The sequence below is a fragment of the Algoriphagus terrigena DSM 22685 genome (assembly GCF_000429445.1).
Taxonomy (GTDB): Bacteria; Bacteroidota; Bacteroidia; order Cytophagales; family Cyclobacteriaceae; genus Algoriphagus; species Algoriphagus terrigena.
The window spans coordinates 341722-360873 of record NZ_AUBW01000005.1 but is presented as its reverse complement, the minus strand read 5'-3'; the positions used below and the strand labels follow the sequence as shown (position 1 = coordinate 360873).

The window sequence follows — 19152 nt, the reverse complement described above, 5'->3', positions numbered from 1 at the left end:
ATCATATTCTCAGGGACAATACCCCTTATAAAGAACCTCAACTCAGGCAGGAGATCATTGATGAACGAAGAAAAGCGGAAATGGAGCGCCTAGAAAAAAGGCTCCAAAAACTTAAATCATTAGCGTCCAACTAGAAAAGGTCGTCTTTTTTTTGGTGGACTATACCCCGAGCATAAAACTGATATCAGACGCTAAGCACCCACAGCTGTTGCCTAAGAGCACGTAGAAAAAACTTTTCTCTAAAGAAAAAACTTAGCCAAAACTGATGTCCTGGAACAACTATGGGGTAAGCTAACCAGACTTTCAGAAAAAAAAAACGGTTAGCCCGAAAGTTAACCGTTTTTGTAAGAGGATCTTTTTGAGTTAATCCAGCACGACTTCTTTTGATCCACCAGGATAAGTGAGTGTCGCCGTTTTGTCGCAGGCTCCTGCTCCAAAGTCCGCTGAGATGGTGATGCCCAAGACAGCAAAGTCCATCTTTCCCTTACTGGGGACAAAGACTGCCGTTCTGACACAAGCCTGATTGATGATCAAAGCCTCTGTGACTGTGGCGGTGTAGTCGATTCCTTCGCGGCTTTTGCCTGCGGAATTGCCCGTGATAGAGGCTTCGTATCCGTCGTTGTTGAGAGTCAAGACTCGGGTCTGCGTGCTGGTATAGGTTGCAAACTTGCTGTCAGGCCAAGTCAACTTTCCGTTTTCAATCTTCACGTTGAGGGTTGCTTTGCTGTTGACCAGATCTATACCCGCATTCATGATGGTGCGAGTTCCTTCGATTTTGATCCCGTCTACTTCATAGCCTTCGAAAGTGGTGATGATCGAAGTGCCAGGGAAAAGAAAATTGCTGCCAGAATAGGAGAGCAGAATCTTGCCTTTTCTTACCACACCGTTTGGACTGGTGCATCCGGCGCCGAAGTCAATGGTGATTTTCTTGGTAGACTCGTTGTGAGTAACTACGGTATTGTCGCAAATATCCGCGTCAGTCAATGTTTTGGCTCCCAATCCCGAGTCCTGCAGGATGTCGAGTGTAAGTAGATCAGCGTCTTCAAATGCCGCGTTGATGACGAATTCCTCCTCGACGACTTCCACTTTTGGCTCGGCGTCCACTGGATCGGGATCGTCGTTGCAGGAAAAGACGAGGAAGGGAATAGCGAAAAGAGCGGTTTTTATGCCGATTAAGGAGTTGATTTTCATGTTGCTAGATGGATTAGTGTGCGCGAATTTACTTGTTTTTAGTTGGGTTTTTAGCTGATTTATCGCCTTTGGTAGGCTTCCCTCCCACACATCCGATATTTTGGGTGAGGGAGATGTCGTCCGGGAGGATACCCATGCCTTCGCTGAGATCCCATTCTGTTGCTTCCTCTTGTTCAGGTTTCGTTTTTTTCTGGGATTTCATTTTCTGCGGGGAAAGTTAAAAATCGTTCTTTTAGACGTCACATTTGGCGTAAAGTTTAATTTTCTCAATGAACGAACTCGCCTAGTTCTATATTTGAGGATGAATGGATTCGATTTTGAAAGGGAAGGGTTGGACAGGAAGCTGGCTTCGGTAAGAAGTCGGGCGTCGAGTCTTTCGTTGTTGCGCTTGGTGTTGTTTTTTGGGATGGGGCTATTCTTTGTGCTGAGTATTGCCGAGCATCCACTTTGGCTCCTTCCGACTGTGGTGGCAGCCTATTTTTTTGTCAGATCGGTAGGCTGGTACAATTTTCAAAAAGACCAAGAATCGATCTTTCTGGCTTTGGAAAAGATGGCCGATCAAAAAGCCAAACGCCAAAACCGCATGCTTTCCGGCTTCGATTCAGGGATTGAATTTTCTGACAAGTCCCATCCCTTTTGCAATGACTTGGATCTTTTTGGGGAGCATTCACTTTTCCAGCTGCTAAACCACACGGTTTCAAAAGGCGGCAAAGAGCAATTGGCTCGTTTGATGAAAAGTAGTTTTAACAAGGACGAATCTGAATCCCGGGCCCAGGCCGTGAAGGAATTGACCTCCAAGCCGCTGTTTCTCCAGGCGATGGAGGCGGCAGGATTGGCTTTGAGAAAGGACGACAAGGAAAACGGAAAGTGGATTTACTGGCTGAACACCGCTGAGAAACAAACAGCGCTGCCGAAGGTTCTGGCTTTTGTGGGCCCCTTGGGAGGGATCACGTTGTCAATTTTAATCTATATCGGGATTTTGCCGGTAGCCATACTGGGAGTTTGGACCCTGATAGGAATAGGGCTATTAAGCACCGTGTTCCAACGGTTGAAAAAAGCCGACGAAGCGATTCCCGTCTCCTCGACGCTCAAATCTTATCTCGTCCGGGCCGAACAGATAGAAAATCAGAATTTTACCTCATGTAAGTTGCAGGTTTCCCAGGCAGAATTGTGTAAAGACGGAGCCACTCCTTCGGTGCTGTTGCGGGAACTTGACCGGCTTGGCCTATGGGTTCAAAATCGGCTGAACCTCCTCTATCTGCCAATCAACCTGCTGTTTTGGACGGATTTTTTGCTTTTCACCCAACTCGCCGCATGGAAAAAACGGGTGGGTCAATCCCTTAGTCACTTGCCTGAAAACCTGGAGAAATGGGAAGTGCTGGTGTCTCTGGGGGCATTTGAGGTGGAACTGGAGGGCTCGGGGAAGTTTGAATGGACGGATGAAGCCGAGCTCATAGCGACGGAGATTTCCCATCCGATGATCCTGCCGCAGAAGGCCGTCCCCAATTCCATCGATCTAGATTCTGATCACCGGCTGATCCTCCTGACCGGCGCAAATATGAGTGGCAAGACGACCTTTATGCGGACCCTCGGGGTCAACTGCGTCTTGGCCAATCTAGGGCTGAGCCCTTTTGGCAAACACCTCAAGCTTGGCAGGATTCAGCTCTATACCAGCATGCGCAATTCGGATAATCTGGGCGAAAGCGTTAGTTCCTTTTACGCGGAACTGAAGAGAATCCACACGCTGATCGAACGGCTGGAATCCGGTGAAACGTTGTTTTTCCTGCTCGATGAAATTCTCAAAGGGACAAATACCCAAGATCGGATCTCGGGATCTGAAGCTCTAATCCTCCAAATCCTCCAGACTCAGGGGCTGGGAATCATGAGTACGCATGATATCGAGCTGTCTGTATTGGAACAGAGTGTGGAAAATGTACACAATTTCTCGTTTCATTCGGAGATCCATGACCGGTCAATTGACTTCGATTATATGATCAAAAAAGGCCCTTGTCCGAGTTTCAACGCACATAAACTGATGGAATTGATGGGCATCCGCTTTGGCAAGCTGTAGCACATGGCATTCATATTGGGTAGTTGACAATGAAATCAATTGTTAATCTTAAACCAATCTTATCATGAGCTCTTTATTGTATCTTATCGCATTAGTTTTGATCATCGGGTGGTTGTTGGGTGTATTTGTTTACAGTGTAGGGGGCTTGATCCACATTCTTTTAGTTTTGGCAGTCGTAGCTATTCTTCTCCGACTGATCGGTGGCGGCAGAGCAGTCTGACGCTAGAAAGGAACTGATCCAAACTTTTATTGTCGTCTAATCTCTGAGAATCTGTTAATTTTGGGTCGTCTATGACCCATACTTCACAAAACCAGATTCTCGGTATTTTAGGAGGCGGACAGCTCGGACGTATGCTGATCCAGTCCGCCATCAATTACAATCAGGATATTCACATTCTCGATCCCGACTCCAATGCGCCCTGCAAAGACATTGCACAGCAGTTTCGGATAGGTTCGCTCAAAGATTTCGACACAGTGTACGCCTTTGGCAAAAACTGTGACGTGATCACGGTTGAGATCGAGGCAGTGAATACCGAGGCATTGCAAAAGCTGGCTGATGAAGGCAAAAAAGTCTTTCCTCAGCCAGCTATTCTCAAACTCATCCAAGACAAGCGCGAGCAAAAGCAATTTTACCTGCAGCATGGGATTCCGACGGCGGATTTTGTCCTGACGGAAAATAAAGCGGATGTGATCGCCAAAAAGGCCTTCCTTCCTGCGGTAAACAAGCTGGGAAAAGAAGGCTATGACGGCCGGGGCGTACAAATTCTCAGATGCGAAGATGATCTGGACAACGCTTTTGATGCGCCGGGACTGTTGGAAAAGCTGATCGACTTCGACAAGGAGATCGCTGTAACCGTGGCTCGGAATGAAGCCGGAGATTTGGTGGCTTATCCTGCTGTGGAATGCGCTTTTCACCCGACCGCCAACTTGGTCGAGTTTCTTTTTGCGCCAGCGCAAATCTCTCCCGAAATCGAACAAAAAGCCCAGGAAATCGCCAAAGACGTGATCCTAAAACTGGACATGGTCGGAATCTTGGCCGTGGAACTTTTTGTCACCAAGTCCGGCGAAGTACTGGTCAACGAGATCGCTCCCCGCCCACACAACAGCGGCCATCATACCATAGAGGCCAATTTTACTTCCCAATTTGAGCAGCATCTGCGATCGGTCATGAATTGGCCACTTGGCAATCCTGACCTGAGATGTCCGGCTGCCATGATCAATTTGCTCGGCGAAGATGGGTTTTCAGGGCCTGTCTTGGTGGAGGGAAAGGAAGAAGCACTTGCTGAAAAAGGCGTCTACATTCATCTCTACGGGAAAAAACTTACGAAGCCCTTCCGCAAGATGGGCCATGTCACCATCCTGGACGACGACATCTCCAGCCTCAAGGCGAAGGCCTATCGAATCAAAGAACTTATCAAAATCAAATCCACGCCATGAACCCACAGGTAGGAATCATCATGGGAAGTCAGTCCGATCTTCCAGTTATGGCCGAAGCGGCTCAGTTTTTAGAGGAAATCGGCATTGCCTTCGAGCTGACCGTCGTGTCGGCACATCGCACGCCACAGCGGATGATTGACTACGCCGGGTCTGCCCGCGAGCGTGGGATCAAAGTGATCGTCGCCGGCGCCGGTGGCGCGGCCCATCTGCCGGGAATGGTCGCTTCACTTACCAGCCTGCCGGTGATCGGAGTGCCTGTGAAGAGCTCCAATTCCATTGACGGCTGGGATAGTATCTTGTCCATTTTGCAGATGCCAAGTGGGATTCCCGTGGCGACAGTTGCATTGAATGGAGGGAAAAATGCCGGTATTCTAGCCGCGTCAATCGTAGGTGCGTATGATCTCGAGGTGGGGAAAAAGATGGATGCTTTCAAGACCGGCCTTCGTGAAAAAGTTGAAGAGTCAGCCGCTCAACTTGAGGAAAAAGGCTGGAAAGCGGTGTTGAAGAAATAATCAATTAACAAACTCCAATGTTCAATTTTCAAGACAGTTCATTTACACGGTACTTGAAAATTGGCAATTGAGTATTGATCATTGAGAATTTGGATTCGTTTTTTTGACAATGATCCATGGTCTGTCCCCCATTAGCTTTTTCCAAATAACCAATAACCTCCCTTCCTATGAACTGGAAAAAGCTCATCAAATTCAAAATCGGTTCTGAGGACTGGGAGATGCCGCTGAATGTGCTGCTTTTGCTCTCAGTTATCACCGTCGCTTTGATGGGAATCGGAGTCTGGATGGGATTTCAGTTTGGTGCCGGGCAACGCTAGCCCAGATCAAAGAGATGATTTAGGGTTGAAATGAGCCAAGGTGCGTCTTTTAACCCCGAGACTAGCCAGATGACCAGCAGCTGGACAATGCCCACCAGTGCATAGGAGAAGTATATTTTTTTCTCCTTTCGGTAGTCCAGTATCATCAAAGTAGTAACAATCAAGAAGATCAAGAACTGATTCCAGTTCAGTACATCCACCCAAAAAAACGGAAAATCCGAAAATTCCTTAGGTTGGTAAATCATCCCCAGCGGAATAAAGGATAAACGCGTCGTGGCGGGAGAAAGCACCCAGAAAACCGTGCTGATCATCCATCGGGCATGCACTTGGGTGTTTTTTGCGTTCCACACTGCCGCAATTACCGAAGCCAAAAATCCAGAGATAAAAATAAAATCGAGCAAAGAAAGGGAGTACCTGACATCGAAAAGAGGGCTTTGTTCTGGCTGAAGAAGATTTCCCTTGATCACTCCGACAGCCGATGCAGTCAGAAATCCAGCTAGTATGATGCCCAGCATGCCGACCTTACGGTGGACCTGAATCGGTCGGTGGTGGTAGAGCCAAGGTTGAATGATCAGGATGATGTACCAGGCTGTCGCGGATATTCCGTGGAGATGCCAGTGCAGGGGAGCCTTGGAGAACCCAGTCCAGTAATTGCTAAAACCCAACAGCGTTAGCAAGAATGGGAGAATAAGCCAAAGATGGAGTTTTGGGAATGGTTTCAATGGAAGTGTGACGGAGAGATAGTTGCCAATTGATTGAATGTCTGTATTTAAGCTAGCGGATATTTTCTTGAATCTGAGATTTATTTTTGACAGAAGATAGCAATTTAGAATGCGATGAGCTGAATAACTTTGCTATTCGGCTCACAAAACAAGCAAATATGAGCCGAATAATCCCACTAATCGGCTCACAAATTGATTATATTTGAGCCGAATAAGAAATCTAATCGGCTCATGAGCTCCAATTGGGAACAGAAAGGCTGGCCAAAATTTGAGTTTACCTCTGGAATTATCGAGGACGTACAGCTTAAATTTTTGCTAAAATCCGGAAAATCCAGCGGGCAATATTCCGGAATTCCCCCCGAGAAGAAAGACCAACTTCTCGTAGACATCCTATTGTCTGAGGCCATCAAGACATCCGAGATTGAGGGCGAATTCGTGAGTCGGGTTGATGTCATGTCATCCCTCAAAAAGAATCTTGGAATTCACGAAGAGCAGCCTCGATTGGTTAAAGATCACCGCGCCAAAGGCATTGCCAAACTGATGGTCGCTGTGCGCCAAACCTGGCAGGAACCGCTGAGCGAGGCAATGCTTTTTGCTTGGCACGGGATGCTCATGGAAGGCAATCGCTATGTGAATGCCGGGACTTGGCGGACAGGTGCAGAGCCGATGCAGGTTGTCTCCGGAGCGATGGGTAAGGAAGTTGTCCACTTTGAGGCTCCTCCTTCTTCACGGGTTCCCGGGGAGATGAAGCTTTTTGTTGATTGGTTCAACCAGACCGTTCCGGGCGGAAGTCAGGCGATTCTGAATCCCATCCTGCGTTCGGCTTTGACACATTTGTATTTTGAGAGCATCCACCCTTTCGAAGATGGGAACGGTCGAATCGGTCGCGCCTTGGCAGAAAAAGTGCTGCACCAAGGGTTGGATCAACCGATTTTGATCAGTTTGTCCCAAGTCATCGAAGCTAAGCGACAGCTCTACTACGATCAACTCAAGCAGGCTCAACGCAGTCTTCAAGTAGATGACTGGTTGCTGTATTTCGCGGATGTGGTGATGAAAGCTCAGGAAAAAGTGGAGGAGCTAATTGAGTTTTCCCTTCAGAAAACCAAGCTTTTCGATGCGTTTAGCAAGGAGCTGAACGAGCGGGAACTGAAAGCCCTGAACCGAATGCTGGATGAAGGTCCGGATGGATTTGACGGCGGTATGAATGCCAAGAAATACATGTCGCTCACGGGCGCCTCCAAAGCAACAGCTACGCGAGACCTGCAGCATCTGCGGGATTTGGGCGTTTTAGTACCAGAAGGTGGCGGGCGGAGTGTACGCTACCAAGTGAAGTTGTCTCAATAATTGGCTTTAACTTCAAGCTTTTCCAATGTTTCAAACTCTGGAAAAGCTATTTACTTTGGCGAAATCAAGAACCCATGAATCACCTCATCCAACTCCGACACACGCTCCATCGATTTCCCGAAGTGGCTTTGGAAGAAGTCCAAACCGCCGCCCGGATTGTGGATTTTTTCCGGCCTTTGAAGCCCGATCAGATTATCGAAAACTTGGGAGGAACAGGCTTGGCTTTTGTGTTCAAAGGAGCGAAGCTAGGCAGACGAATCCTCTTTCGCTGTGAACTGGATGCGCTGCCGATCGAAGATCTAGCGCCGACCGATCACCAAAGCCAGATTCCCGGGAAAGGTCACCTTTGCGGACACGACGGACACATGGCGATCATTTGCGGGCTGGGGGAAAAGCTATCACAGAACCGACCCGAGTCTGGCGAGGTCATCCTACTTTTCCAGCCAGCGGAGGAGACGGGAGACGGAGCAAAAGCGATCTTGAAAGATCCTAGGTTTGAAGAAATCAGGCCGGATTTTGCCTTTGCCCTGCACAATCTCCCCGGCTATCCCCTGCATCAGATCGTGATGCGAATCGGAACTTTTGCAGCAGGAAGTACCGGAATGAGTGTCTATCTCAAGGGGAAAACGGCCCACTCTGCACATCCTGAATCGGGAATCAATCCGGCCCAAGGCTTGGCCCGGCTGATGAAGGAACTGCCCAAGCTTCCCAAAACCCTTTCCCATTTTGGCCTGTTGACTTTGATCCATGCGGATCTGGGCAGCTTGGCTTTTGGCACCAGTGCGGGCAGGGCCAGTCTGAGCATGACCTTGCGGGCGTTTGACCAAAAGGATTTGGATGATTTGATTGAGAAAGTAAAGGCAAAAGCTAAGGCAGTGGCGGAACCGGAGGGATTGGAAGTTGACTTTAGCTTTGTGGAGCAGTTTGCTGTCTCGGTCAATGATCCGGACTTGTATCGCGTAGTAGAAAATGCCGCCAAAAATCTTGGCCTGAGCCTAGTAGAAAAGACCGAGCCATTTCGCTGGTCGGAGGATTTTGGGCTGTTTTCACAGGTTTGCCCATCCTTTTTATTTGGTCTTGGCGCGGGAGAAGCTTGTCCCCAGTTGCATGAGGGAGCCTATGATTTTCCTGATGAGCTGATTGAGACCGGGATTGGGATGTTTTGGGGAATTATGAAAGGATTCCATTGAAATACCTTCCAGTCCCGATTTTTTCCAGGACTGGAAGGGTTGTCTTTTAAGCCATCTCCTTGGTAAAAAACGTGCAGCCTTTGTCAAACCAGCTTTCCCCTTTTTTAACGGGAATCAGCTCAGCTTCTAGGATGTCTTCACCCCGGTAACCCAAACCTTGAAGTTCGTCTTCGCCGAGAAAATCTCCCAGTTCTTGAGATAAGTCGATGACCAGTTTGTGGTGAATCAGGTAAGCTGCATTCAGTACCAAGTACCGGGGGTCATTATTTTCTGGTTCTACAAACTTCAGCTGTGCTATTTGCTCAAACATCGAAATCGGCAAATACCAAGAATCTCCGGTGTCTTCCCATTCTCGGTCTTCTATTTCCAAGGGAGTTTGGGGAAGGTTATAGCGCTCGAGTAGGTAACTTAAGATTTCCAGGGCTTGCTCTTCGGCAGACAAATCAGACTCATAGAGTTCGGTGATTTTCCGATTGAGTTCTTCTTCAGATTCTACCCATTCTTCCAGACTGGGCCAGGTATTTTGTTCCATACAATTCTTGATATGTGAAAAGGAAATCCTGCCCAAAATGACTTTGGACTGGATTCTGAATTATTTATAAAACTGCTTTCGCAATCCATCGGGTCCAAACCATTCTTCGTCGGGGATTTCCAGAGGCTTAAATTCTAAGCCTTTGTCCATTTTCTGTTTTTGGAGTTCATTCTTTAATTCCTCCGAGACAATTAAATACCTTGGGCCAGTTGTATGAATTGATAAAATATGGTGCGGACATCCTTCCTTGATGATAATCTTATAGGGATAACGTTCATCCATATGCCACATTTCTTCCTTCAGGAACTTGTTAAAATCCTCGAGATCTTTGAATTGAATGATCTGTTCTGTGATATCATATCTGGCACGGGGCTCATTCTTCTCGCTTATGAGTTTTCTTTTTCGGAAAAAGAACTCAGACCTTGTAAAGTCCACCCATTCATCATCGAAGATCACTTTATCGGTAATCCAATACCCTTCAACTGCCTCTTTTCCTCGCATGACTGGACAAGGATAATAGCGGATATTACCGTCTCGAAAGGAATCTAAAAGCGATTTTGCTCGAGAGGACACAATCACTCTCATGGAAAGGTTTGAAGAGGGGCTATAGAAATCGTTAATCATTCCACTTGCCTTTATAATTTGAGTATGGATCCTATGATGGGATAAATCCTGAACCTCTCGTTCCTGACTTCCCATTATTAAATCTCCCTCCTTAAATTCAGAATTGTACTGAATTTTCGCAACACTGTAGAGGTTATGTAGTTCGAAGTAGTTCATCGGAATGTCAGATCGTTGATTTTTACTGTCGGACTATTATTAGTGAACCTGAAGAATACAGTTTTTCATAGTTTGTAAATTCTGAAACTACACTTGAAAAGGCGACTCGCCAATACCCTATATGTGGTATTTTTGCGGGTTTTTGAAAAGAAATGTAGCCCTATCTTTCGCGGGCAAATCCTGCTCTAAAGAGTCGATATTCAGAAAAAAAGCCGCCAGAATTCAATCTGACGGCTTTTTCTAGGTATTAACGGTCATCGGACACCTCAGAGCTTCTCAAAAATCCTTCGGAAGCTGGTCGCCTCCGCGATTCGGCCATGAAGCTCGGAGATTGCAATACGCTCCTGCTCGGTGGTGTCGCGGTGACGAATGGTGACGGTATTGTCTTCCAATGTTTGGTGATCGACAGCAATACAGAATGGCGTGCCGATCAGATCCTGACGGGCATATCGCTTGCCGATTGATGCCGCATCTTCATAGATGATGTTGAAGTCGTACTTCAGCAATTCCACGATTTCCTTAGCTTTCTCTGGCAAGCCGTCTTTCTTCACGATGGGAAGGATGGCTGCTTTTACCGGAGCAATGGCAGGATGAAACTTCAGATAGGTTCTGCTTTTCTCCTCAGTCGTTTCTTCGGTGTAGGCATTGCAAAGGGTCAGGAGGAACAGGCGATCTGCACCGATGGAAGTCTCGATCACATACGGGATGTAATTCTGGTTGATCTCTGGATCGAAGTACTGCTGCTTTTTCTTGGAAAATTCCTGGTGTGATTTCAGGTCAAAGTCAGTTCGGGAGTGGATGCCTTCGACTTCTTTGAATCCAAACGGAAACTCAAACTCGATGTCCATGGCCGCATTGGCATAGTGTGCGAGCTTTTCGTGGTCATGCTTTCTGAGCTTTGCCGCAGGCGTACCCAAAGCCAAATGCCATCTCATCCGAGTGTCGGCCCACTTCTGGTACCAATCCAATTCAGAGCCAGGGCGCACGAAAAACTGCATCTCCATCTGCTCAAATTCACGCATACGGAAGATGAACTGACGGGCTACGATCTCATTTCGGAACGCCTTTCCGATTTGGGCGATTCCGAAAGGAACCTTCATTCGTGCGGTCTTTTGCACATTCAGAAAGTTCACAAAAATCCCCTGTGCAGTCTCAGGACGCAAATAAATGGTAGAGGAATCCTCCGCCACCGATCCCACCTGGGTGGAAAACATCAGGTTGAACTGACGCACATCGGTCCAATTGGAAGTGCCGCTGATCGGGCATTTGATGCCTTCGTTGGTGATCAGGTCACGGACTCCGTCCAAATCTTCTGCTTCGAGCAAACGAGCCAAAGCTGCGGTTAACGATTTTGCTTTTTCAAGGTCTCCGGCTCTTTCAAAAGTGGCAGCATGCTCCTCTACCAGCACGTCTGCGCGGTAGCGCTTCTTGCTGTCTTTGTTGTCGATCATCGGATCGTTGAAGCTGTCCACGTGACCGGAGGCCTTCCAAGTGGTCGGGTGCATGAAGATCGACGCGTCGATGCCGACGATATTGTCGGACACACGGGTCATGGTCTCCCACCAGAGGCGCTTGAGGTTATTTTTCAGTTCGACCCCATAGGCACCATAGTCATAGACCGCCTGTAGACCGTCGTAGATCTCTGAGCTTGGGTACACAAAGCCATACTCCTTGGCATGGGAAATAATATCTTTCAATTGGGCGTTTTCGCCCGGGGTCTCTGTCTTTGCCATAGGCCGCAAAAATAAAGAAACAAATTGGATTGGCTGAAGGAATCCTAAGGCTTATCCTTCTGAATTTCCGCTTTTTCCTGATTCCCATGCATCGCAAAGATTGAAAGATCAATCCATTAAATAATTGGGGAGGGTATGGACGATAAAATGAAGAACTAATTTATTTTATTAGCGTCTTAAAGTTCATAAACTAAAACAACCACTTATGAAAAAACGGATTTTTGCGTTGTTGCCCTTGGTGTTTTTGTGTGTCACCGCCATGGCGCAACTTCAGAAAGGTAACATACTTCTCGGAGGGGCACTGAATTACTCTACACAATCTGGCGACCGATCGGGAGGCGGCCTCGACATCCCCACTTCCTACTTTACCTTCAGTCCCAAAGTCGGGATTTTTCTCAAAGACAACCTGGCTGTGGGATTGAACCTACTTGCCCAAACCAATACATCCTCCTATACAAGTTCTGGAAGTAATGGTTATGAGTACAAGTCTTCCACATATGGGCTTGGCCCATTCGTAAGAATGTATTTTCCGGTCGGAGATCAATTTGCCTTTTTTGGGCAGTTCGATCTCGGTTTTCAGGGAGGCGAAACGGAAACAGTTTATGAGAACCTAAACGCCCAGGATAGCTCAAGTAAAATTAAAGTATTTCAAGCCTCGACAGCTTTGGGCTTTTCCTTTTTTCCGAAAAAATGGCTGAGTTTGGATCTTTCTGTCAATCCTCTAAGCTACACGCATCTCGTCAACGAGGACACGACACAATTCGACGGTGCAGTTACTAAATCCAACACGCTGGATTTCGGATTAAATACTTCGTCTATACTTTTGGGAGCCCATTTTTTTATTAACAAGCGATGAGAAAGGTTTTTATGGTAATGTTGCTGATTTGGGCAGGCGGCTCGGCGGCTATGGCCCAAATGCAGCAAGGGAGCTGGATGGTTGATGGAAATCTGGCCTTTTCCAAAACTCGAAGCAGTTATAGCTCTCAAGGCTCAGGAGGTGATAGCGAAAAAGGCGATCCCACCTTCAGCGTCTCCTTCAATCCCAGTGTTGGTTTTTTTGTGAAAGACAATCTGGTACTCGGCCTGTCGGCACTGGTAGGAAACGAATGGGCGAAGTCCAGAAATGATGGAGCGGATAGGTTCAACACCTTCTCCTATGGTGTAGGCGCTTTTGTACGGAAGTACTTTCCAGCCGGTGACAAGTTTTCCTTTTTCGGAGAGGTAAGCGCGGATGCATCTTGGGAAAATTTCGGTGGGACATACGGCGGCCGGGAGAATCGTACCGTTTTGGAAAAAGGAGAATTTTTTAACACAGAAATGGCTTTCGGCTTACAGTACCTCTTTTCCAAAAGAATAGGAGTCCATATCCAGACTCCTCTGATGAAATATTCCGTTGGCAACTCAACTTTTGAACAAAACGGCTACCAAAGGGATGAAAGTTCGTTTTCCTTTGGATTAAACCATTCGTTCAATTTAGGAGGATCCTTTTTCTTCTAAAGAAAAAAAGCCTCCGGAAAATTTTCCGGAGGCTTTTTTTACTTGAACGTATACTTCAACCCGAGTCCCCCTCGGAAGTAATTGTGATCATGGCCGGAAAAGACCGGGGCCGCTTCTACCACTATCCCGAGATTTTTGGTGTTGAAGGGCTTGATCAGCACCCCGACCGGAATCGCAAAATAGATATCGTCATGGTCGTCGTGGTAGTGGCCGTGATGATCATCGCCAAACAGGCCCAAGCCCGCACCGACATAGGCATTGACCTCGGATTTGCGGACGAAGTTATACGCGCCCATCAGTTCCAGTCCGAGTTCGTGATCGATGCCCAGGCGGGCTTCACCGAAGAACTCTCTGTCAGCATCGGTGCCGACCGTCAGGAAGATGTCAGAAGTTTGGAAATTCATTCCCACGCTGACTTGTGCCTCGGCGACTGAGACCAGGCCAAAAAGGACAAACGAAAGGATAAACAATTTTTTCATGGTAACTCTATGTTGGTTTGTCTTGCCTCATGGCAAAGTCTAAGCCAATCCGATTACCAAGATCCTTCCTCTTGATAGATTTTTCTGCCGTCTTTGGCAGACAGGAAGGAAGCCTCGATGAGCTTCAGCGCGGTGATGGCCTGAGCCAAAGGGACTTTGAGCGGAATGTTTGCTGAGATGGCGTCGGCAACATTTTGGTAAAAAATTCGGTAGTCACCGTTGACTGTCCGGACGGGAAGGGTCTGGTTTTCCAGATAGAGTGTTCCCCATCGTTCTTCGGGATCTACTCCCCAATCGTCCCCTTCTGGCTTTCTGCCGTCTTTGAAGGCTTGCTCCTGTACGTCCAGGAAATACTTCTGAAAAGTACCCTTTTTGCCGCAAAGGAGGAATTTTGGAGTAGGTACATTGACCAAGACTCCAGCCGTGACGCGAGCTTTGAATCCGCTGTAAAAGAGCGAGATGTCAAAGTAATCGTCTGATATTGCGCCGGTTCGCTGTTTTTGGATGTCGGCAAAGATGGCTGTGGGCTTGCCAAAAAGTAGGATCACCTGGTCAATCAGATGAGCTCCAAGGTCGTAGGTGATGCCATTGCCAAGGACATCTTTTTCCCGCCAGTTTTCGGAAATATGCGGTCTGAACCGATCAAAATGTGACTCGAGGTAGACTAATTCCCCTAGCGTTTCCTCTGCCACCAATTGCTGCAAAGTCAGGAAATCCCCGTCGTACCGGCGGTTTTGAAACACGCTGCAAACCAATCCTCGTTCCCTGGATAGTTCCTCCAGCTCCTCCGCTTCCCAAGAATAGATCGTCACGGGCTTGTCCACGACGACGTGTTTTCCCGCGAGCAGACATTGCTTCGCCATGGCAAAATGAAATTCATTTGGCGTGGTAATGCAGATCAGATCCGCAGCATCTGCTTCGAGCAATTCCTCCAGACTTCGGAAAGTCCCCACATTGGGGAATTTTCGCTCGCACTTGTTGGAGTTGCGCTCGACCACCGCTACCAGATCCAGACCCGGGCAGATGTCGATCAGAGGGGCGTGCATTTTCTCAGCTACTGAGCCGTAGCCGACCAATGCTGTTCGAATTGGCAGCGTCATCACAAAGGGTTAAAGGTGCATTTCGTTGACTTTCTTCATCAATTCCACACGTGACGTCACCTGTAGTTTTTGATGGATATTTTTGCGATGTGTCTCGACTGTCTGGACACTCAGGCTCAATTGATCGGCGATATTCCTGTTGAGCAATCCGTCGCTGATGAGTTTCAGGATTTGGGTTTCACGCCGCGAAAGACGGTATTTGTCTCTGAAGGCGTCAAAAAATGGAGACACGTTCGCCTGTTGGATGACACGGTTGAAATCTTTGAGATAGCGGCCTTCGTGGACTTCGATGATTGTAAAGATCAGTTCGTCGGGATCTGCGTCTTTCAGGATGAAAGCGTCTGCGCCGAGTTGCATGCATTCCTTGAAGATCTTTTCTTCATCGTACATCGACAGGACGATTACTTTCAGCTCGGGATGGTGTTTTTTGCAGTGGCGGAGCACTCCAAAGCCATCGACGATGGGCATGTTGAGATCGGTCAGTACTAAATCCACTTCCTCGCTGTCCAAAAATTCAAGCAATTCTTTCCCATTCGGAAACAGTCCGGTTACCAAAAAACCTTCACGTTCTTCGATAAGTCCTTCGAGTCCTTTTGCAAATAACTTGTGGTCGTCAGCGAGGGCGATCCGAATCATTTTGGAGGAGGTGGGGTTGGAAATTGAGCAGGGTTGCTTTACTAAAGATTGTGGAAATTAGGATACTTCAGTCAGAAAGGCAACTCTAATGTGATATGAGTTCCCTTTCCGACCTCAGATGTCAGATAAAATTTGCCACCGATCGTCTCCATACGCTTCTTGAGATTGAACATTCCGCTTCCGGTTGAAGCTTTACTGGGGTCAAAGCCCGCGCCGTCGTCCTGGATCTCGATTCGTCGGGATTGGTTGTTTTTGGCAATCCGGATGTCGATCCGGTCCGGCTGGGCATGTTTGATCGCATTGTTTAGGCACTCCTGAATCACTCGGATCAGGACCAGCTTTTGGTCTTTGCTCAGCTCCAAATAGGACCCGTCTGATTCCAGTGCAGTTTGGCAAAAGCCCGTGGACTGGATCTTTTCCAGTTGTTGCCGGATAAAATCATCCAGGGAGACGGACTCCAGCCAGTCCAGATTCAGGGTCTTGGAGAGGGCTCGGACCTCTTTGATGATCTTATCGAGGTATTCCCTGCCTTCGGTTTGTTTTTCCGGTTTGGGGGAATTGAGATTGAGCTTGGTAAGAGAAAGGAGCTGACCGATGTTGTCGTGGAGTTCACGGCCGACCTGGGTGAGGGTCTCTTGGTGGATTTCGTGTTCGACGTTGCGGATTGTCTTTTCAAACTCAGCCCGCATCTGATCCATTTTTTGCCGGTTTTGGGCTTGGCGCTGTCTGTGGATGAAGACCATGGCGACGACGAAAGTAGACATCAAACCTCCCAAAAAGAGCGTGCTAAAAATGATGATGTAAATCTGATTATCGGCCGGATTCATAAAGCGGTTCTCTGTCAAATAGCTTGGTAAGAAAAGCAGAGGCAATCAACAGTACCAATGCCGAAATATTGATGACGCCCATCACTCGGCCGATTTGGAAAAGACTTTTTCCCAAAACGGGGTTCACACGGTATAGATACAGAAGAGAGACCGAACTCACATAGGTCAAAGAATAGTTAAACAACAAAAAGGTCGTTGTCCAAAATGATAGGAGGCGAAGGGGATTGGATACCAGATATTTTTCATTGGTAATCAATCCAATAAAATAAAGCCCACAGGCGATCAGGATCATATTGGCCCCCAAAGCAAAAATAACGGGCTGCTCCGTGTACATCAGCTCGACCTTGGTGATTTGGAGGATCAGCGCGATGACCACAAATGAGTAGATCATCCAGTTGATGTATTTCTTCATGGAGGGTTCCAGCCAGGATCTGATTAGGAAGAGGTAAAGGACAGTGAGAATTTGCCTTTCTGTGATGTTATAAAGCCAGAGGTTGAATTTGGGATTTTCAGTGTTGCCCAGATAGGCATTGACCGCTTTTTTGAATTCAAAATTATAATTGGTGTAGGCTCCGAAATTTTGGTAAACCACAAAATGACATAGGATCAAAAAAGGAAGCCAATAGGTGCTATTGGCTCTCTTTTCCTTGGGTAATTTGAAGAATAAATAGATGCTAAGAAGTAATGAGATATCCAGAATAATGTGGTACCAGCTTCCAAAGGCGATCCAAATGTTGGGATCTATCATTAAGTATCGGTGGGTTCCGGTTCACAGACATAGGGGCATTGCTCACCATTGACTTGGTACTCATCTCCGGTACCGCCAAGATTGGCAGATTGAAGTTTGTTTTCCTTAAGATTGGCAGCACGCATCACCAAGGTCACTTGCCCAACATATTTGTCTGCCTCATCCGGATAGCGTTCTTTGGCGGTTTCTTCAGTGTATTCGGTAAAGTAAAACTGAACACCTCCGACTTTTGGGTCTTTGTCCGCCTTGGCCAATAGCCCTTCGAGCGTCTCCCTATCCAAAAAAATCCAACTGGTTTGATTGGTTTTGTCTTTGCCGTTTTTGCCTTTGGCAGGCTTGCCTTTTTTTACTTCCTGATCGTACTTGGATTTCATGGACTCGAAGTCCTCTTTTGTGATTTTCATTTTAGAATTCGGCAGGGTCTAGATTTCCGTCAAATTAGGAGGAATTTTTGGTATTTGAGCCTGCAAAAGGCCTTTTGGGCGAAAAAGAGGCGTAATTGGTCAACATTTATTCTGGTGTCAACCGCGCTTTAATGACGACGACCAGAGCGAATTCCGGTCTAGACGGGAAGTTCCAGCTTGATCGTTGTGCCCTTTCCGACCTCAGATGTCAGATAAAATTTGCCACCGATCGTTTCCATCCGCTTCTTCAGGTTGGACATCCCGCTTCCGGTTGAAGCTTGGCTGGGATCAAAGCCCGTGCCGTCATCCTGGATCTCGATTCGGCGGGATAGGTTGTTTTTGGCAATCCGGATGTCGATCCGGTCCGGCTGGGCATGTTTGATCGCATTGTTCAGGCACTCCTGGATCACCCGGATCAGGACCAGCTTTTGGTCTTTGTTCAGCTCCAAAAAGGACCCGTCGGATTCCAGGGCAGTTTCACAAAAGCCGGTGGACTGGATCTTCTCCAGTTGCTGCCGGATAAAATCATCCAGGGACACGGACTCCAGCCAGTCCAGATTGAGTGTCTTGGAGAGAGTGCGGACTTCTTTGATGATCTGATTGAGGTATTCCCTGCCCTCGGTTTGTTTCTCCGGTTTGGGGGAATTGAGATTGAGCTTGGCCAGGGAGAGCAACTGGCCGATGTTGTCATGCAGCTCCCTTCCGATCCGGGTGAGCGTTTCCTGCTGGATCTCGTTCTCTACATTGAGCAGGGTCTTCTCGTGCTCGGACTTGATCTGACTGATTTTTTGTTTGTTTTGGACCTGTCGCTGACGGTGGAGTACGACCATGCCTACCACAAAAAGGGACATCAGGAAAGCAAAGAAAATCCCCCCAAACAGGATCAACAGGAATTGACTCTCCTGCTCAGACATGGATGATCTCCAATTTGAATCTGTCTTTGATCAAAGGCGAATAGATACCCATACACAGCAGCAGGTTGCAGAGGAGCGTCATATTTGTCGGGATTTCTCTGACCATGTAATAAATATCCAAATGATGGGTATACAGATATTTATGGGATATATAAATCATAAATGAGGAGGAAAAATAGAACAAGATGGCTGTGGATGCCCAAAAGCTGAATTCTCTTAAGGGATCAACATCCAAAAACTCGTCCAGTGTGATCAGTTCAATAAAATACAGGCCACAGCAGCACAGCATCAAGACCGTATTCAGGAATGAGATGTATTCCCCGCTGTCATTGTAATGCACAAATCCGGTAAGGTGTAAAACCAAGGAGGTCAAGAGGAAAAGCACAATCAGGATATTGACCATCTTTTTGTGACTCTTCCTCTTGAGAAAGCTTCTGAGCAATAGAAAAAACAAGATAGCAGCTACGTGCGAATTGAATAGGTTATATACCCAGTTGTTTACTATTTGTTGAGCGCCGACGAACGTTCCAATCAATTCATAGCAAGCGACCACAACCAAAATTCCAAGCGATAACCTTACTGCTTCATTTTTCCTTTGCGCTGTTGAAAGAAGTGAATATCCGAACAATCCTGCTATGGCAAATGCTGCTAAGGACAGTTGGTAGTAGTTAAGCCTGTCGAAAAATAGATCAAGATTTACTTCTTTCATAAGAACTGT

23 protein-coding genes are annotated in these 19152 nt (G+C 47.3%); 9 read left to right on the top strand and 14 right to left on the bottom strand.

Annotated elements, in window-relative coordinates; genetic code table 11:
- Positions 1–363: 363 nt before the first annotated feature.
- Both G459_RS0105870 and G459_RS30150 read right to left on the bottom strand, forming a co-directional pair.
- Positions 364–1191: a hypothetical protein gene (locus G459_RS0105870; protein WP_026966809.1), complete on the bottom strand. Its 828-nt coding sequence runs from the start codon at positions 1189–1191 to the stop codon at positions 364–366.
- A gap of 28 nt (positions 1192–1219) precedes the next feature.
- Positions 1220–1393: a hypothetical protein gene (locus G459_RS30150; RefSeq protein WP_169725002.1), complete on the bottom strand. Its 174-nt coding sequence runs from the start codon at positions 1391–1393 to the stop codon at positions 1220–1222.
- Positions 1394–1492: 99 nt separating this feature from the next.
- On the opposite strand from G459_RS30150, the gene G459_RS0105860 reads away from it, so the two are divergent.
- The 5 genes from G459_RS0105860 to G459_RS30145 all read left to right on the top strand — a co-directional run bounded on the left by G459_RS0105860 (position 1493) and on the right by G459_RS30145 (position 5528).
- Positions 1493–3262 (top strand): MutS-related protein, encoded by a 1770-nt coding sequence (locus G459_RS0105860; RefSeq protein ID WP_035455209.1) that lies wholly within the window; start codon positions 1493–1495, stop codon positions 3260–3262.
- Between the two features lie 64 nt (positions 3263–3326).
- Positions 3327–3482, top strand: a complete 156-nt coding sequence (locus tag G459_RS29795; protein ID WP_157373283.1) for a lmo0937 family membrane protein — start codon at positions 3327–3329, stop codon at positions 3480–3482.
- Positions 3483–3553: 71 nt separating this feature from the next.
- Entirely contained in the window at positions 3554–4699 is a 1146-nt protein-coding gene (locus G459_RS0105855; protein WP_026966807.1) for a 5-(carboxyamino)imidazole ribonucleotide synthase, read from the top strand.
- Positions 4696–5211, top strand: coding sequence for a 5-(carboxyamino)imidazole ribonucleotide mutase (purE, locus tag G459_RS0105850; protein ID WP_026966806.1), 516 nt, complete (start codon positions 4696–4698; stop codon positions 5209–5211). The genes G459_RS0105855 and purE overlap by 4 nt, the downstream gene beginning before the upstream one ends.
- 167 nt (positions 5212–5378) lie before the next feature.
- The gene (locus G459_RS30145; RefSeq protein ID WP_169725001.1) at positions 5379–5528 is read left to right on the top strand and encodes a hypothetical protein; all 150 of its coding nucleotides are present in this window, start codon (positions 5379–5381) and stop codon (positions 5526–5528) included.
- Here G459_RS30145 and G459_RS0105835 read toward each other — a convergent pair.
- Positions 5525–6205 (bottom strand): hypothetical protein, encoded by a 681-nt coding sequence (locus G459_RS0105835; RefSeq protein WP_157373282.1) that lies wholly within the window; start codon positions 6203–6205, stop codon positions 5525–5527. The genes G459_RS30145 and G459_RS0105835 overlap by 4 nt on opposite strands.
- Before the next feature lie 276 nt (positions 6206–6481).
- Between G459_RS0105835 and G459_RS0105830 the strand changes: the two genes are divergently transcribed.
- A complete protein-coding gene (locus G459_RS0105830) occupies positions 6482–7594 on the top strand; it encodes a Fic family protein (RefSeq protein ID WP_026966804.1) in 1113 nt (370 codons plus the stop codon).
- A gap of 74 nt (positions 7595–7668) precedes the next feature.
- Complete coding sequence (locus G459_RS0105825; protein ID WP_026966803.1) at positions 7669–8784, top strand: amidohydrolase; 1116 nt, start codon at positions 7669–7671, stop codon at positions 8782–8784.
- Between the two features lie 46 nt (positions 8785–8830).
- On the opposite strand, the gene G459_RS0105820 is transcribed toward G459_RS0105825, so the two are convergent.
- From G459_RS0105820 to G459_RS0105810, 3 genes are all read right to left on the bottom strand, one after another.
- Entirely contained in the window at positions 8831–9316 is a 486-nt protein-coding gene (locus G459_RS0105820) for a hypothetical protein (protein WP_026966802.1), read from the bottom strand.
- 60 nt (positions 9317–9376) lie between these two features.
- A complete protein-coding gene (locus G459_RS0105815) occupies positions 9377–10096 on the bottom strand; it encodes a hypothetical protein (RefSeq protein ID WP_026966801.1) in 720 nt (239 codons plus the stop codon).
- Positions 10097–10362: 266 nt separating this feature from the next.
- Positions 10363–11829 carry a glycine--tRNA ligase gene (locus tag G459_RS0105810; RefSeq protein WP_026966800.1) on the bottom strand — a complete coding sequence of 489 codons (1467 nt, stop codon included), beginning with the start codon at positions 11827–11829 and terminating at the stop codon, positions 10363–10365.
- Positions 11830–12034: 205 nt separating this feature from the next.
- Between G459_RS0105810 and G459_RS0105805 the strand changes: the two genes are divergently transcribed.
- Positions 12035–12685 (top strand): outer membrane beta-barrel protein, encoded by a 651-nt coding sequence (locus G459_RS0105805; RefSeq protein ID WP_084454350.1) that lies wholly within the window; start codon positions 12035–12037, stop codon positions 12683–12685.
- Positions 12682–13326, top strand: a complete 645-nt coding sequence (locus G459_RS28855; RefSeq protein WP_051315086.1) for an outer membrane beta-barrel protein — start codon at positions 12682–12684, stop codon at positions 13324–13326. The genes G459_RS0105805 and G459_RS28855 overlap by 4 nt, the downstream gene beginning before the upstream one ends.
- Positions 13327–13364: 38 nt before the next feature.
- Here the strand turns inward: G459_RS28855 and G459_RS0105795 are convergent, their stop codons facing one another.
- The 8 genes from G459_RS0105795 to G459_RS0105760 form a co-directional block, all read right to left on the bottom strand.
- Complete coding sequence (locus G459_RS0105795; RefSeq protein WP_026966798.1) at positions 13365–13805, bottom strand: hypothetical protein; 441 nt, start codon at positions 13803–13805, stop codon at positions 13365–13367.
- 53 nt (positions 13806–13858) lie between these two features.
- The gene (locus tag G459_RS0105790; protein WP_026966797.1) at positions 13859–14905 is read right to left on the bottom strand and encodes a Gfo/Idh/MocA family oxidoreductase; all 1047 of its coding nucleotides are present in this window, start codon (positions 14903–14905) and stop codon (positions 13859–13861) included.
- A gap of 9 nt (positions 14906–14914) precedes the next feature.
- The gene (locus tag G459_RS0105785; protein ID WP_026966796.1) at positions 14915–15541 is read right to left on the bottom strand and encodes a response regulator; all 627 of its coding nucleotides are present in this window, start codon (positions 15539–15541) and stop codon (positions 14915–14917) included.
- 71 nt (positions 15542–15612) lie between these two features.
- On the bottom strand, positions 15613–16368 hold the full coding sequence (locus G459_RS0105780) for a sensor histidine kinase (RefSeq protein WP_026966795.1): 756 nt from the start codon (positions 16366–16368) through the stop codon (positions 15613–15615).
- The gene (locus G459_RS0105775) at positions 16352–17116 is read right to left on the bottom strand and encodes a hypothetical protein (RefSeq protein ID WP_026966794.1); all 765 of its coding nucleotides are present in this window, start codon (positions 17114–17116) and stop codon (positions 16352–16354) included. Before G459_RS0105775 ends, G459_RS0105780 begins: the two co-directional genes overlap by 17 nt.
- Positions 17116–17520 carry a hypothetical protein gene (locus G459_RS0105770; protein WP_026966793.1) on the bottom strand — a complete coding sequence of 135 codons (405 nt, stop codon included), beginning with the start codon at positions 17518–17520 and terminating at the stop codon, positions 17116–17118. The genes G459_RS0105775 and G459_RS0105770 overlap by 1 nt, the downstream gene beginning before the upstream one ends.
- A gap of 158 nt (positions 17521–17678) precedes the next feature.
- Complete coding sequence (locus tag G459_RS0105765) at positions 17679–18434, bottom strand: sensor histidine kinase (protein ID WP_026966792.1); 756 nt, start codon at positions 18432–18434, stop codon at positions 17679–17681.
- On the bottom strand, positions 18427–19143 hold the full coding sequence (locus G459_RS0105760; RefSeq protein WP_026966791.1) for a hypothetical protein: 717 nt from the start codon (positions 19141–19143) through the stop codon (positions 18427–18429). The genes G459_RS0105765 and G459_RS0105760 overlap by 8 nt, the downstream gene beginning before the upstream one ends.
- Between the last annotated feature and the right edge of the window lie 9 nt (positions 19144–19152).

Coding starts and splice junctions, on each gene's coding strand:
- G459_RS0105810 (WP_026966800.1), bottom strand. CDS start 11,829: ATGGCAAAGACAGAGACCCCGGGCGAAAACGCCCAATTGAAAGATATT.
- G459_RS28855 (WP_051315086.1), top strand. CDS start 12,682: ATGAGAAAGGTTTTTATGGTAATGTTGCTGATTTGGGCAGGCGGCTCG.
- G459_RS0105830 (WP_026966804.1), top strand. CDS start 6,482: ATGAGCTCCAATTGGGAACAGAAAGGCTGGCCAAAATTTGAGTTTACC.
- G459_RS29795 (WP_157373283.1), top strand. CDS start 3,327: ATGAGCTCTTTATTGTATCTTATCGCATTAGTTTTGATCATCGGGTGG.
- G459_RS0105825 (WP_026966803.1), top strand. CDS start 7,669: ATGAATCACCTCATCCAACTCCGACACACGCTCCATCGATTTCCCGAA.
- G459_RS0105785 (WP_026966796.1), bottom strand. CDS start 15,541: ATGATTCGGATCGCCCTCGCTGACGACCACAAGTTATTTGCAAAAGGA.
- G459_RS0105855 (WP_026966807.1), top strand. CDS start 3,554: ATGACCCATACTTCACAAAACCAGATTCTCGGTATTTTAGGAGGCGGA.
- G459_RS0105860 (WP_035455209.1), top strand. CDS start 1,493: ATGAATGGATTCGATTTTGAAAGGGAAGGGTTGGACAGGAAGCTGGCT.
- G459_RS0105870 (WP_026966809.1), bottom strand. CDS start 1,191: ATGAAAATCAACTCCTTAATCGGCATAAAAACCGCTCTTTTCGCTATT.
- G459_RS0105775 (WP_026966794.1), bottom strand. CDS start 17,116: ATGATAGATCCCAACATTTGGATCGCCTTTGGAAGCTGGTACCACATT.
- G459_RS0105790 (WP_026966797.1), bottom strand. CDS start 14,905: ATGACGCTGCCAATTCGAACAGCATTGGTCGGCTACGGCTCAGTAGCT.
- G459_RS0105765 (WP_026966792.1), bottom strand. CDS start 18,434: ATGTCTGAGCAGGAGAGTCAATTCCTGTTGATCCTGTTTGGGGGGATT.
- G459_RS30145 (WP_169725001.1), top strand. CDS start 5,379: ATGAACTGGAAAAAGCTCATCAAATTCAAAATCGGTTCTGAGGACTGG.
- G459_RS0105780 (WP_026966795.1), bottom strand. CDS start 16,368: ATGAATCCGGCCGATAATCAGATTTACATCATCATTTTTAGCACGCTC.
- G459_RS30150 (WP_169725002.1), bottom strand. CDS start 1,393: ATGAAATCCCAGAAAAAAACGAAACCTGAACAAGAGGAAGCAACAGAA.
- G459_RS0105815 (WP_026966801.1), bottom strand. CDS start 10,096: ATGAACTACTTCGAACTACATAACCTCTACAGTGTTGCGAAAATTCAG.
- G459_RS0105770 (WP_026966793.1), bottom strand. CDS start 17,520: ATGAAAATCACAAAAGAGGACTTCGAGTCCATGAAATCCAAGTACGAT.
- G459_RS0105795 (WP_026966798.1), bottom strand. CDS start 13,805: ATGAAAAAATTGTTTATCCTTTCGTTTGTCCTTTTTGGCCTGGTCTCA.
- G459_RS0105820 (WP_026966802.1), bottom strand. CDS start 9,316: ATGGAACAAAATACCTGGCCCAGTCTGGAAGAATGGGTAGAATCTGAA.
- G459_RS0105760 (WP_026966791.1), bottom strand. CDS start 19,143: ATGAAAGAAGTAAATCTTGATCTATTTTTCGACAGGCTTAACTACTAC.
- G459_RS0105805 (WP_084454350.1), top strand. CDS start 12,035: ATGAAAAAACGGATTTTTGCGTTGTTGCCCTTGGTGTTTTTGTGTGTC.
- purE (WP_026966806.1), top strand. CDS start 4,696: ATGAACCCACAGGTAGGAATCATCATGGGAAGTCAGTCCGATCTTCCA.